Below are 14215 nucleotides of genomic sequence, written 5' to 3'. Positions count from 1 at the left end.
AGATACATAAAATGGCCACGTTTTAGCGTGGCCATTTTTATCAAAGCTTAGAAATGGTGTTGTTCTAGGTTATTGCTACTCTCGAGCATTTTCTCCGCTACATAGCGGTGTGTTGCGGTTGTTGGGTGAGTGACGTCCCAGAAAACGAACTTCTCAGCGCCAGAGCTTGCACACTCGGAGCGTAACGCATGTGAGTAGAGGTAATCCATTGAAGAGGAGCGGTTGATGTCCAAACAAGGCTCTGTTGCATTTACAAAGCCATGATCTTCGGGCGCTGAAGTCAGGGCCTCAAACAGCGCATATGTATCAAACAGTGTGATATTGTAACCCTGAGCTTTGTAATATTTCTCCTGCTCTTTGATGAACTCATTCATCGCTAACACTTTTGCGCGAATCTTTTCGATTTCTTCCGGCGTAGAGTATTTGAACTGAGGCGCTTTCGTGGCATCTGGCAGCGTCATTAACAAAAAGTTGTTCGCTCCTGCATCCGTCAGGCGAATCAATGCTTCAGCGTAGTCCGATTGCACTTCTGCTACGCTACGGTCGTAATTCATGAAATCATTCAACCCAAACTCTAATGTGAATAAGGTATTGGCTGGATTGTAGTTTTTGGCCAGCTTTGCATAAGTTAAGTAAGAAGAGACTTGCTCGCCAACACCTGTGAGTGCGATGTACTGATTTTCACCCGCTGCGCCACCGACAGCCCAGTTGTAAAGGGGTAGATTTTTGGCTTTCGCGATGTATTCCGTCCATACATAGCCATTTGAAAAGTGGCCCAGAAACCAGCTATTTGGATTAGGAAAGCGCCATTGTGAAGCATTAAAGATGTTACCGGTGTCAGATAAACTGTCCCCCAGAGCAACCACCTTATTGATTTGGTCCGGTTGCATCGCCGCATCGTTGCTCCAAATGGTATGGTTATATGAGAAGCGATTATCAGCGGCAAAGAATGTGATATCAGCGTTTTCGTTAGCTAAATCCAGCGTAGACTCACATCGTTGGCGGATGACATTTTGAGTCGTGTTGGTATAAAACATGTTTTTAAACGAAACTGCACTCCACCAATAGCCGTCAATAGTGAAATAACTCCCATCTTCATTTTTTGCCCATTCCCAATCAGTGGCAACGTCATCTTTAGAATAACTCGTGCGATACCAACAGCGGACGTAAGTGTAAGTTTGGTTTTCTTGCGCACTGATCACTTTGGACGCCGAAACTTTTTCTGGAGATAACGCTGGCTGTTCAGCGATTGCAGAAGCAAACGGGAGCAACGCGGTTAACAGTGTGATTGTTCGTTTCATCTTTCACTCTTCTCGTTTTGGTTATTGTTCCAAGCAATTGGAAAAATACCGGGTTATAAAAGTAATCAAATGAGAATTTCTCTCACTACAATGTATAACCTTGAGTAAAAACTCTACATAGTCAACATCTGAATATTCAATATTTTCCTTTTGGCACCATGGTCAAAAAACGCATTCAGTATGGAAATGATAAAGGCAACCAAATATAGAATAATTACTTAATAACATTAATTTAACATTCACTTTTTGTTTATATAAGTCTTTGCTTTATAAGTGTTTGTTTGTATTTCTAATGCTAACTGAAAATGTTTATTGAATGATCTTTTGTACAAAAAATTACATTCATGAACCGAATTGTTTGGCATTTTCAGGTGATGGGCTATAGCTGAGTCTCTCATGTGAACACCGATTTGGTGATTTTTCATGAGGATATGGTGAATAAAAAATCAGCTCATATAAGGAATAGAGCAAATGCATTACACAACAACTAAAAAACAGGGCTTGTTATCATTGTCTGCCTTGGCCGTTGCGCTAACGACTTCTTTGTCGGCGTATTCGGCACCACCGATGGGATTTGATGAATCCAAGTTACCGAAGAAATATATCGTCAAGTTTACTGAGGACGAGGCTGGTGGTTCTTCCATGCAAGGCAACGCATTTTGGGGGCCGCGAATAGCACAAGAGTCTGTTTTAAACAGGTAAAAGCACGAAAAGTTGAGAAGCTGGGTAACCGTGCTATCTACAGCGTGGAAATCGATGCTGATGAACTCACGCAACTTCGCAACCGCAGCGATGTAGAATATGTGGAAGTCGATCCACCGCGTTATTTGCTCAGTGAAACGACACCATGGGGCTATAACGCAGTCAATGCTCAGCAGTTGGATGACTTTAACGCAGGCAATCGTACCGTGTGTATCATCGACTCTGGATACGATCTTTCACATAACGATCTTAGCGGCAACCGCGTAGCAGGCACAAACGACAGCGGTACGGGTTCATGGAGTGACCCAGGGAATAATAACGCTCACGGCACTCACGTTGCAGGTACGATCGCGGCAATTGCAAATACTGAGGGCGTTAAGGGAGTCATGCCAAATCAAAACGTCAATCTACACATTGTGAAAGTGTTTAACGAATCTGGCTGGGGTTACTCTTCTGGTTTAGTCAAAGCGATTCAAACGTGTGCAGATAACGGCGCAAACGTGGTGAATATGAGCCTCGGTGGTAGCCAATCTAGCCGAACCGAGCAAAATGCGCTGCAAGATATTTATGACCAAGGTGTTCTTCTTATTGCAGCAGCGGGCAATGATGGCAATACGGCACACAGTTACCCGGCATCTTACGATTCGGTCATGTCGATTACGGCCGTTGATAATCAAAATGATCATGCAGCTTTCTCACAAGCGACGGATCAGGTTGAAGTCGCCGGACCGGGTGTTGCTATCCTTTCTACCGTTACCGTCGGTGAGGGTAAACTGTCGGACATCACTCTTAATGGTGTAAGCCAGTTTGATCGCGGTATCGTTCCTCACAATCGTTTGATTAATAACGGCACGTCTTATGTACCGGATCCTGTGGCGGGCTCCGTGACGGCTACCTTAGAAAGTTGTGATGTCTCTGGTGGTAATTTTAATTGCGGTGATATGTCAGGAAAAATCTGTTTGGCTGAGCGTATTGGTAACCAATCTTCAGGTAATTACCCAGAAGTGGACGCTGTGCAAGCTTGTTACAATGCAGGCGCTAGTGCTGCAATTGTGTACAGTAATACGGAATTACCTGGTTTACAAAATCCGTTTTTAGTTGACCAGAATAATGCATATCGCATGGTATCAGTGACTGTTGATCGATCATTTGGTCAAGAGCTGCTTGGCTACGTAGGGCAAGATATCACTGTGTCCACAACGACAGGTGAAGACTACGAGTACTACAATGGAACATCGATGGCGACACCTCACGTGACTGGCGTGGCGGGCTTGGTATGGAGCTACCACCCAACGTGTACTGCGGCACAAGTGCGTAATGCTCTCGTTCAAACCACGACAGATATCGATGTGGCAGGTCGAGACAACCGCACTGGCCACGGCTTAGTCAATGCAGAAGCGGCGAAGCTGTTCCTGGATGCAGGCTGTAACGGCCCTGATGGCGGAGGCAGCGCTTCGGATTCAAGCTACTCAAACACGGATCCCGTGGCGATTCCTGATAACAAAGCATCAGGAGCAATCAGCGCGCTCGATGTTGATCGCTCTGGTGATTCAGGCACGGTGAGTATTGACGTTGATATTAGCCATACTTACATCGGCGACCTGCGAGTGACGCTGACTTCACCAACGGGTGGACAAGTTGTTCTGCATGACAATACGGGCGGAAGTGCTAACGATATCAAAACCACTTTCCAAGCGGATTTCTCTGGTTTTGAATCACAAGGCTCGTGGGAACTAAAAGCCGTAGACAGTGCCAGAAGAGACACAGGCACAATCAACAGCTGGACTCTGACTTTTCAATAAGGAGTGGCCATGAAGAAGTCGACCTTACTTTCTCTGTCTGCGGTGGGTGCTACCGCACTATTGGCAATCGGACTGAGTTCGGCCAGCTTGGCGAACAATCAAGGATTTCCGCTCGTGGATGAACGTTCTGAACAAGCTGAGCAACAACCTGGGCGTTACTTTGTAAAGTATCACAAGGGGAAAGAAAGCGAAGTGAGAGCACTTCTTCGTCAGCATAACCTTGAAGTGGTCGATGCTTTGGTGAAGCAACAGGTACTAGTAGTGAGCGGCGAACAAGCGGACGTCGATAAGCTATCTGGTAACGAATCGGTTGAATACACTGAGCAAGAACCAACGCGAAAGCTATTGTCTCAATAAGATAGCCTCAATAAGATAGCCTCAATAAGATAGCCTCAATAAAAGAAACGCCCCGCTAAAAAGAGGGGCGTTTTTTCTGCTTATTAGACGAATTAAGGACGCTCGCCAGCTTCCAAACGACGCTCGATATCTGCAATCACTTCTGGTAGATCTGCGATAGTGTCAACCAAGTAATGAGGTGAACTTTTGATAAGTTTTGCGCGTGCTTTCTCACGGGCAGCATCTAGCGTTGCTTTGTCTGCCGCTTGATACTCTTCAAATGTAAGACCTGCCTCGTTCCCCGAAAGTAGAAGGCCCACCGTCCACATGCCAGCGTTATGCCCCTCAAAGATACCCGGTGCAGAGTCGTCCACTTTGATGCACGCATTTACGTCTGTCACGCCAAGCTCTATAACGTTTTTCAGTGCCATAAATGGTGCAGGGCGTCCTCCCTGTGGCAGGTCATCGGTTGCGACTACGTAGTCAGGCTGGTAACCGTAATCTGCGGCAACAGGAATAAGCACGTCCATCACTTCACGCGGGTAACCAGAGCAAGAGCCGATTTTAATGCCCTTGGCTTTTAGGTTGTTGACCACGTCAATTGCGTTGAGGATAGGCGCAGCGTGGTCCGCAACTTTCGCTTTTTGAAGAGGCATAAATGCCGCGTAAATTGCATCGATGTCTTCGCTGGTCATCGAGCGACCGAACTTCTCGCTCCAGCGCTTATCAACCGCAGGAATACGGCCAACCGCCTGGATGTGGTCCCATTTCCCCAGCCCCATTGGTTCGCGCGCTTCTTCAAGGTTAATATCAAAATCAAAGCCTTGCTTAAACGCTTCGACGAAGATGCTGGTAGGTGCAAAGGAACCGAAGTCGACGATAGTGCCTGCCCAGTCAAAGATGACTGCTTGAATTGGTGAGTTGCTCATGGTCAATCCTTTTATTGCTTGTCAAAGTGCGCTCTGGCGCTTTGGATAACGTAGGTTTCGTAAAGGTCAGAAGACCTTACAGGTAGTTAAAGTCTTTACTTACTTTGGCGATGGCTTCTTCTAATATTGCTATCGCCTGCGTTAATTGTTCTCGAGTGATGACCAGTGGTGGGCTAAGTTGAATCACATTGCCTTGTGAGACCTTAAAGCTCACGCCATTGTTCAGGCATTGGTACAACACAGCTTCTGCTTCATCAAACGCGCGCTGTTTAGTCTCATGGTCCGTAACCAGTTCTACCCCCCACAGCATGCCGATGCCGCGAACGTCGCCAATTACCGGGTACTTAGCTTTCATCTCGAGTAACTTTTCGCGCATGAATTGGCCGTCGGCTTTCGCTTTATCAAGCAGGTTTTCTTGTTCAATGACTTCCATGGTTGCCAGTGCTGCGGCACAACCGATAGGGCTTTTCTCATGGGTGTAGTGACCCATCGAGATTTGCTCAGCCGTGTTGTATTTATCTTTGGTGACCATGGCTGCGATTGGCACTAAACCACCGCCTAATCCTTTACCGATACACAGAATATCTGGCTCTATATCGTAAGCCTGATAAGTAAACCATTCGCCACTGCGACCCATGCCGTTGGGAATGTCATCAATGATCAGCATGACATTGTGTTTGTCACAAATTTCCCGAATGCGTTTCCAGTAGGCTTTACTTGGCACTTGAACATCGGTATTTCTCACCGCTTCAGCAATGAACGCGCCTACGCCACCTTCTTTCTCGATCACGTACTCAAGGTAGTCTGCGTAGTGCACATCATGACCATCTGGTGAGGGAAGGGCTCCTCGGTAAGAAACCGCTGGTGGAATTCGCTCCACGCCAGCCATTAATGGCCCCATACCGTGACGAAAACAGGCTTCACCACCAACTGAAATCGCATCTAAAGATGCACCATGGAAAGAATCCCACAGTGATACCACTTTATAGTTACCCGTGATGTGACGAGCCAGTTTAAGTGCCATACCTATTGTTGATGTTCCACCCGGAGCAAACAAAACGCGATTTAACTCTCCACCACAAATTTGCGTCAGTTTTTCTGCGCACTCAATCGCGGTTTCGTTGGTAAAACGGCGAGGCGAAAACGGCAACTTAGCGATTTGTTCCTGCACCCGTTCAATAACATGCGGGTGTCCATAACCAAGCTGGTGAACGTTGTTACCATGAAAATCCATATACTTTTTGCCGTTAGCATCTTGGATGTAGATGCCTTCTGCTGCCTCTAATGTATCGAGACACGGCGTCGACATGGCTTGATGCAGAAATACGTCGGAGTCCCGATTCAATAGAGTTTGCGTGCGTTCGTCGTCCATTGATTCATTCCACACTTGGCGAGCGGGCGTTGTATTGACGTCGCCTTCGCTACGGAAATGCGTTGGCTTTACATTCTGACTCATCGTGATTTATCTCAGCTCGCCAACTTTTGAACTGGTTGGTTTTGCCAGTACATCGCGTTTTTTACCGCCCCGATCAGACGCTCAATATCTACTGGATACACTTCACCAATGTTGCCAATGCGGAAGCAATCTGCGTTTGATACTTTGCCTGGATAAATTACGAAGCCTTGCTCTTTCAAACGCATGTAGAACGTTTTGAACTGATAATCGCTGTGTGTTGGCGAGTAGAAAGAAGTGATGATAGGTGAATGTAGCTCGTCATTGAGTAGTGGTTCGAAACCAAGTGAACGCATACCCGCTACCAGCGTTTTCTGGTTGGTTTGGTATCGCTGATGACGGGCTTCTACGCCGCCTTCTTGTTCCAGTTCTAGCAATGCTTGATAGAAAGCTCGCACCGTGTGAGTCGGAGAAGTAAAACGCCATTTACCGTGGTTGACTTCCATGCAGTGCCATTGGTCATATAGGTCGAGGCTGAGTGAACGTGCCTGGCCTTTGCATTTTTCAAGCTCGCTCTGCTTTGCAATCACAAAACCGAAGCCCGGAACGCCTTGAATACACTTGTTCGCTGAGCTGATCATAAAGTCGATACCAAGATCGGCGATATCCATTGGAATGCCGCCAAAGCTCGACATGGCATCGAGAATGACGACTTTACCGTACGCTTTCGCGACCGATGCAAAATCGGCGATAGGGTTGAGCATGCCAGTGGTTGTTTCGCAGTGAACAATCGCCACGTGCGTGATGGTAGGATCCGATGCCAATGCAGTTTCCACTTCGTTCAAGTGTGGCTGTGATGTTTCGCCAGGGGAAACCACATGGCATGGAATATTCAGATATTCGGCGATTTGAGCGATGCGAGCACCGTAGGCACCATTGTCGACGACAAGCAGTTTGCCATCTTTACCAATCGCGCTACCAATGGTTGCTTCTACCGATGCAGTGCCACTACCTTGCATTAGTACGCTGGTGTAGCCGTCTTTTTTTGTTGCCAGCCTGACGAGCTTTGTGCGGATCACTTCTACGATATCTTTATTGTAGTCATCGTCCCATGTGCACCAGTCTTTCAACATTGCTTCACGCACGCCTTCAGAGGTAGATAAAGGGCCAGGGGTCAGTAGCAGGTATTCGTTTTTCATTTCTCTTTCCGTCAGAATTAACTTATTGGTCTACACCAAAATATGAAATTAACTTTAGCAGGTGAGAAAAAGGCACGTAAATAGTCGATCGATGAATTTCATAAAACTTTAATATGGCAAATTTAATGGTTAAAAGAAGGGCGATTTGAAGAAAGTTTTCGTAAAACTGCCATTTAATGATCATGAATTCGTCACATTGGGTCAGTAGGGTAATTATCGTCAACTGGTACAGACCAAAATGAATACTTAGCCAAATTAACTGGAGAAAATGATGAAAAACCGTTTGATGAAAGGATCGCTGGCTGCGCTTGTATCTCTGCTAGCTACTAATGCAATGGCTGCACAGGAAGTGACGGTTTACACCGCTTTCGAAACTGACATTCTTGCTAAATACAAGTCTGCGTTTGAGAAAGACAACCCAGATATCAAGATTAAGTGGGTTCGCGACTCAACAGGTATCATGACGGCGAAATTGCTGGCAGAAAAGAATAATCCTCAGGCAGAAGTCGTGTGGGGTCTTGCTGGATCGTCAATGGCACTACTGAAAGAAGAAGGCCTGTTAAAGGCTTACCAACCTGCAGGCTTGGCGGATCTTCATGCGAACCTTAATGACCCACAATCCAATCAAGCGTGGTTCGGTAACGATGCGTTCTTTAACGCAGTTTGTTTCAACGAAGCGGTTGCCAAACAACTTAACCTGCCTAAGCCAACGTCTTGGGAAGACCTCATTAAGCCAGTTTATAAAGGTCACATTGCCATGCCAAACCCTGCATCTTCTGGCACGGGTTACATGCAGGTTTCTGCTTGGCTGCAAAATATGGGTGAAGATCAGGCATGGAACTACATGCGTGACTTAGATAAAAACATTGCTCACTACACACACTCTGGTTCTAAGCCATGTGTTCAGGCGGGTATGGGTGAAGTGGCTATCGGTATCTCTATGGCTAGCCGTGGTGCGAAGCTGAAAACTCAGGGCGCACCTTTGTCAGTGATCACTCCGAAAGGCATCGGCTGGGAATCAGAAGCGGTAGGTCTGGTTAAAGAGTCAGATGCGGCGAAGCGCGTGGTTGACTGGTCCATTTCGAAAGCAGCGAATGAGCTATACGTAGAAATGTACCCTGTTGTCGCTCACAAAGACGTGAAAGCGACGGTGTCTAATTTCCCGAATGTTCAAGAAAACATGGCGAAGATGGACTTTGCACAAATGGGCAGTAAGCGTGCAGAAATTCTAGCGACATGGTCTGAGAAATTTGACGCGAAATCAGAGCCAAAATCGTAATATTCTGCGCATACAAGATTTTACTGGGGAGAGCGATTGCTCTCCCTTTTTGCATCTTGTGCAAAGTAAAGGCACATTAATGGCTGGATAGGCGTATAGAAAAGAGGGAGCGAATGAAAGTCCAACGAATTAATGCAGAGCAGACACTACAACTTCGGCAACAGGTTTTATGGCCCAACCAAAGCATCGAGTTTTGCAAGGTGGCAGAAGATGAAACTGGCTATCATTACGGAGGATATGTTGATGGGGATTTGGTGGGTGTCGCTTCCGTATTTTTTAGTGAAGGATCGGCAAGGTTAAGGAAATTTGCTGTATCCCCAAGTCTGCAAGGGAGGGGATTAGGCTCATTGATGTTGGAGACCATGATCGCGGATGCCAAAGTGCTAAACGCAGAAATATTTTGGTGTGACGCTCGTGAGTCGGCGCTAGGGATTTATCAGAAGTTTGGATTACAGAAAGAGGGTGAACGCTTTTATAAATCCGACATCCCGTATTTCAAGATGAGTCTGGATTTAAGCGTGTAAATTGAGGGCTTTCATCAGTTTGTCATCTTCTGGCTATAAATTTGTCATTGGAACGTAACACTCCAAATCTAGAATTGGTATATACCATTTGGAGAGTGTGTTATGTCAACTAACCAACCTTATCTGAACATTGAAAATGTAGTGAAACAATTTGGACAGTTCACTGCATTAAAGCAAATCTCGCTGGCGATCAAAAAGGGCGAGTTCGTCTGTTTCTTAGGTCCGTCAGGCTGCGGTAAAACAACCTTGTTACGCGCAATTGCGGGTTTAGATTTACCAACGTCTGGTGCGATCTTCCAAAACGGTCAAGAGACGACATTTCTACCACCAGAAAAGCGTGACTTTGGCATCGTATTCCAGTCTTACGCGCTGTTCCCTAATCTGACTGTTCAAGAAAACATTGCGATGGGTTTGAAGAACCAAGGCATGTCGACCAAAGACGCACTGGAGAAAGTTGATCAGTGGCTTGAGACAATAGGATTACCCACTTCGGGCCAGAAATTCCCTAACCAATTGTCGGGCGGTCAGCAGCAGCGTGTTGCTTTAGCGCGTGCACTTGCTTTATCTCCCGGTCTGCTGCTTCTTGATGAGCCTTTATCTGCGTTGGATGCGAAAGTGCGTGTTCACTTACGTGATGAAATTTGTAAGCTGCAACGCAAACTGGGTATTACCACCATTATGGTGACCCATGATCAGGACGAAGCGTTGTCAATGGCAGACCGAATTGTCGTGATGAATCATGGTGTGATTGAGCAAGTAGGGACGCCGCAAGAGATTTATCAAATGCCAGCGACGCGTTTTGTGGCAGAGTTTGTCGGCAGCATGAACTTCATTGAGACATCCGTCGTTACTGAGTCTCAGGTACGTATTGCAGAGACGTTGTTACCACTACCAAATTTAACGAATTATGAGATTAAACGCGGTGACCGTTTTGATCTGGCCGTGCGTCCTGAGAATATCAAGTTTGTTGAAAACTACCGCAATTCGCTTCCGGTTCGCATTACAGCAAGCGAGTTTTTGGGGGCGTTTTTCCGAGTAGATTGCGAGCTGCAGAATGATGGCCAGGCGAAGCCAATCGTTGTTGATGTCCCAGTGGAAACCGTGCAAAACCTCAATATTCGTATCGGTGATATTCGTTATATCCAGTTCTCGGAAACTGGCTTACACGCCTATGCCATTCCTTCTAAGGGTAAAGCCTTCAAAAAAGCGTTGGCGGCGTAGGTGCAACATGGATGCAAAGACAATGACAATGAATAGCCTGACTACTCAAGACAAAGCGAAATCATTGGTGGGACGTATTAGCCGCGACAACCTCGTGTTGTTTGGATTGTTAGCGGCTACCTCGACGATGATGATCTTGTTCATCTTGATGCCGCTGTGGGCGATGTTGACTAAAAGTGTGCAAAACAGCGATGGGGAATTCGTTGGGTTAGCTAACTTTGCGAGTTACTTTTCTTCCTCAAGCCTGTGGGTTTCCGTTGGTAACACTTTTACGTTAGGTCTAGTTGTGACAGCGGTGGTTGGCTTACTGGCGTTTGGTTATGCTTACGCACTGACTCGCTCATGCATGCCGTTAAAAGGTTTGTTTCAAATATTAGGCACCGCGCCGATTCTTGCGCCGTCGCTTTTACCAGCGATCAGCTTGATCTTTCTTTTTGGTAATCAAGGTATTGCGAAAGAGCTACTTGGTGGCCACTCAGTATATGGTTTTATTGGTATCTCAATGGGCTTGATCTTCTGGACGTTCCCTCATGCTTTGATGATTCTGACCACATCGCTGCGCACTTCGGATGCACGTCTGTATGAAGCGGCTCGTGCTCTTAAAACCTCACCAATGAAAACCTTTTTTATGGTGACGCTACCTGCGGCGAAATACGGTTTGATCAGTACCCTGATTGTTGTATTTACGCTAGTTATTACCGATTTTGGTGTGCCGAAAGTTATAGGGGGAAGTTACAACGTTCTGGCGACGGATATCTTCAAACAAGTGGTGGGCCAGCAGAATTTCGCCATGGGGGCAGTAACCAGCATTATGCTGTTGTTCCCTGCGGTAATGGCATTTGGCGCGGATCGCTGGGTGCAGAAAAAGCAAAAAAGCTTGTTTGATACACGTTCTGTGCCCTATCAACCGGAGCCAAACAAAACGCGCGATGGTCTGTGTTTTTTATATTGCTCTCTGATTTCTGTTGCAGTACTCGCCGTGCTTGGTATGGCGGTTTACGGTTCCTTAGTAACGTTTTGGCCGTGGAACAAAGCGCTAACGCTGAATAACTACAACTTTGCCGAGATGAGCACTTATGGCTGGAGCCCGTTCTTTAACTCTCTCACTTTAGCGGGTTGGACAGCGGTGATTGGTACAGCAGTCATTTTTGTCGGTGCTTACAGCATTGAGAAAGGACGTGCTTTTGCTCCCGTTCGTCAGGCGATGCAGATGCTGAGCGTCGTGCCGATGGCGGTGCCGGGAATGGTACTGGGTTTGGGTTACATCTTTTACTTTAACGATGTGAACAACCCGTTGAATGTGCTTTATGGCACGATGGCATTCCTGGTAATTAATACTGTGGTGCATTATTACACGGTCGGCCACATGACGGCCTTAACCGCTCTCAAGCAACTGCCTTCAGAAATAGAAGCGACGGCTGCGTCGGTAAAACTGCCTCAGTACAAGTTGTTTTTCAAAGTGACGTTGCCGGTTTGTATGCCTGCCGTGCTGGACATTGCTACGTACTTGTTTGTTAATGCATTGACCACCACTTCTGCGGTAGTATTCCTATACTCAACGGATACGATCCCTGCTTCGGTATCGATTCTGAATATGGATGACGCGGGCCAAACAGGCGCCGCCGCCGCGATGGCGGTGATGATCATGATGTCAGCCGCAATCGCGAAGATCGTGCAGATGACGTTGGGTAAGTTGTTAGAAAATCGCACACAGGCTTGGCGTAAAAGATAAGGACACCTAGTGCAGTACGTAAAAATTAAAGATTCGATTGTTGAACAGATTGAAGCGGGCATGCTTTCGCCTCGTCAAAAACTGCCTGCGGAACGCAAGCTGGCGGAGTCGTTCGACACAACACGAGTTACGTTACGAGAAGCGTTGTCGTTATTGGAAGCCGAAGGGCGAATTTATCGCGAAGATCGTAGAGGCTGGTTTATTTCACCTGAGCCACTACGCTACGATCCAACCCAAACACTTAATTTCCCAAACATGGCGAAAGCGCAAAATCGCGTGCCTAAAACCGAGCTGATTGCGGCAAAAGGCACTCTGGCCAATAAGCAATCTGCGCGATTGTTACAGTTGCAGCCGTTTTCTGATGTCTATCGAGTCGACCGCGTTCGCTATTTGGAAGACAGGCCAGTGGTGTATGTGACTAACTACATTCGCCCAGAGATCTTTCCTAATTTATTGAGTTTCGACCTTACCAACTCACTTACCGATATTTATCGTGAGCACTTTGGTGTGGTGTATCAAAAAACGCGTTATCGAATTTCTACCAGCACACTTCTTGGTGAAGTCGCGCAAGCGTTAAGAGCGACATCAGGTACTCCAGCTATGGTTGTTGAGCGTACTAACTATAACCAGCATGGCGAGTTGATCGACTGCGATATTGAGTATTGGCGCCATGACGCCATCAGTATTGAGTCCATTGCAGAGCTCAATCACTAACGTCCGATTATCTCATTTTCAAAGGCTCCATCTCGGAGCCTTTGTTTTATCTCAACAGGAAACTTAAATGGATTTCTTGGCAATCGTGCTCGTTGTGTTTTCAGCAGTTTTGCATGCGGGCTGGAATATTCTGGGCAAAAGCAGTTCTGGGTCAGGCTTGGCATTTACGATGGCTGCAAGCCTGTCTGCGTGTGGCGTTCTTACTCCTTATTTGATTTGGTATTTGACGACGATCGGTTGGACTTCTCTGCCCGCAGAATTCTGGGGAATGTTGACCTTTAGCGGGCTGGCGCAAATTGTTTACTTGGTCGGTTTGATCATTGCTTACAAACATGCCGATGTTGGTGTGATTTATCCGATTGCCCGCGCTTTGCCTGTCATGATGGTTGGTGCATTCAGTGTTGCACTCGGCCATGCGCTTTCGTCCCAACAATGGCTTGGGTTTGTGTTGATCACCTGTGGCTGCATCTTGGTACCGTTGACACATATTCGCCAGGTCACTTTGGCTTCTTATCTTAATGTTGGTGTGTTCTGGGCGCTAATCGCTGCAATTGGCACAACGGGTTACTCTTTGATGGATAAGGAAGCCTTGAACCTACTCACTCAGCAAGTTTCGGCTGTTATTCATGATCAATATAGTGCGATTTTCTATCTTGGTGCGCAGTTCTGGGCTATGGGCTTACCTGTTGTGCTTTGGTGTCTGAGCACAGGCAATCTGTCAGAGTTACACAAGGCCTGGCAAATTCGAAAAAGTGCGAGCATGGCTGGCATTATGATGGCATCGACTTATGGATTAGTACTGTTTGCGATGACGATGACTGACAACGTGAGCTTAGTTGTGGCTCTACGCCAGATCAGTATCGTCTTTGGTTTGCTGATGGGTGTTTGGCTGCTTGCTGAGCGGTGGTATCTCTCCCGAGGGGTTGGTGTGGTACTGATACTTTGTGGTCTGGTTTTGACGTTCTATTGAAATGATATCTTATATGCCTTGGTCATAAATTACTCGTTCACTATTTTTACTTGTCACACCGCGCAACTTTTTCTATCGCCGAGCGATAGATTTTCTAGCTCGTTGAAAATACG

11 protein-coding genes and 1 pseudogene are annotated in these 14215 nt (G+C 46.7%); 8 read left to right on the top strand and 4 right to left on the bottom strand.

The window, feature by feature from the left end; genetic code table 11:
- Positions 1-47: 47 nt before the first annotated feature.
- Positions 48-1301 (bottom strand): SGNH/GDSL hydrolase family protein, encoded by a 1254-nt coding sequence (locus L9Q40_RS16180; RefSeq protein WP_498793937.1) that lies wholly within the window; start codon positions 1299-1301, stop codon positions 48-50.
- Positions 1302-1772: 471 nt separating this feature from the next.
- On the opposite strand from L9Q40_RS16180, the pseudogene L9Q40_RS16175 reads away from it, so the two are divergent.
- Together L9Q40_RS16175 and L9Q40_RS16170 are read left to right on the top strand one after the other, a co-directional pair.
- A pseudogene (locus tag L9Q40_RS16175) lies at positions 1773-3805 on the top strand (S8 family serine peptidase).
- Between the two features lie 9 nt (positions 3806-3814).
- On the top strand, positions 3815-4162 hold the full coding sequence (locus L9Q40_RS16170) for an ATPase (RefSeq protein ID WP_420660063.1): 348 nt from the start codon (positions 3815-3817) through the stop codon (positions 4160-4162).
- A gap of 92 nt (positions 4163-4254) precedes the next feature.
- Here L9Q40_RS16170 and phnX read toward each other — a convergent pair whose 3' ends face one another.
- From phnX to phnW, 3 genes are all read right to left on the bottom strand, one after another.
- Positions 4255-5070 (bottom strand): phosphonoacetaldehyde hydrolase, encoded by an 816-nt coding sequence (gene phnX, locus L9Q40_RS16165; protein ID WP_498793936.1) that lies wholly within the window; start codon positions 5068-5070, stop codon positions 4255-4257.
- Between the two features lie 76 nt (positions 5071-5146).
- Complete coding sequence (locus L9Q40_RS16160) at positions 5147-6526, bottom strand: aspartate aminotransferase family protein (protein WP_498793935.1); 1380 nt, start codon at positions 6524-6526, stop codon at positions 5147-5149.
- 11 nt (positions 6527-6537) lie between these two features.
- On the bottom strand, positions 6538-7662 hold the full coding sequence (phnW, locus tag L9Q40_RS16155; protein ID WP_498793934.1) for a 2-aminoethylphosphonate--pyruvate transaminase: 1125 nt from the start codon (positions 7660-7662) through the stop codon (positions 6538-6540).
- Positions 7663-7930: 268 nt separating this feature from the next.
- On the opposite strand from phnW, the gene L9Q40_RS16150 reads away from it, so the two are divergent.
- The 6 genes from L9Q40_RS16150 (at position 7931) to L9Q40_RS16125 (ending at position 14102) form a co-directional block, all read left to right on the top strand.
- Positions 7931-8941, top strand: coding sequence for a putative 2-aminoethylphosphonate ABC transporter substrate-binding protein (locus tag L9Q40_RS16150; protein WP_329354649.1), 1011 nt, complete (start codon positions 7931-7933; stop codon positions 8939-8941).
- Between the two features lie 113 nt (positions 8942-9054).
- On the top strand, positions 9055-9465 hold the full coding sequence (locus L9Q40_RS16145; protein WP_118120728.1) for a GNAT family N-acetyltransferase: 411 nt from the start codon (positions 9055-9057) through the stop codon (positions 9463-9465).
- Positions 9466-9567: 102 nt separating this feature from the next.
- On the top strand, positions 9568-10686 hold the full coding sequence (locus L9Q40_RS16140; RefSeq protein WP_239948133.1) for a putative 2-aminoethylphosphonate ABC transporter ATP-binding protein: 1119 nt from the start codon (positions 9568-9570) through the stop codon (positions 10684-10686).
- A gap of 7 nt (positions 10687-10693) precedes the next feature.
- Positions 10694-12418: a putative 2-aminoethylphosphonate ABC transporter permease subunit gene (locus L9Q40_RS16135; RefSeq protein WP_498793933.1), complete on the top strand. Its 1725-nt coding sequence runs from the start codon at positions 10694-10696 to the stop codon at positions 12416-12418.
- A gap of 9 nt (positions 12419-12427) precedes the next feature.
- A complete protein-coding gene (gene phnR, locus L9Q40_RS16130) occupies positions 12428-13132 on the top strand; it encodes a phosphonate utilization transcriptional regulator PhnR (protein ID WP_014233583.1) in 705 nt (234 codons plus the stop codon).
- Positions 13133-13199: 67 nt separating this feature from the next.
- Positions 13200-14102 (top strand): EamA family transporter, encoded by a 903-nt coding sequence (locus L9Q40_RS16125; RefSeq protein WP_498793932.1) that lies wholly within the window; start codon positions 13200-13202, stop codon positions 14100-14102.
- Positions 14103-14215 lie beyond the last annotated feature (113 nt).

Origin of the sequence: Allocatenococcus thiocycli, from assembly GCF_921292965.1 — a bacterium.
Classification (GTDB): Bacteria; Pseudomonadota; Gammaproteobacteria; order Enterobacterales; family Vibrionaceae; genus Vibrio; species Vibrio natriegens.
This window is presented reverse-complemented; position numbering and strand designations above follow the sequence as displayed.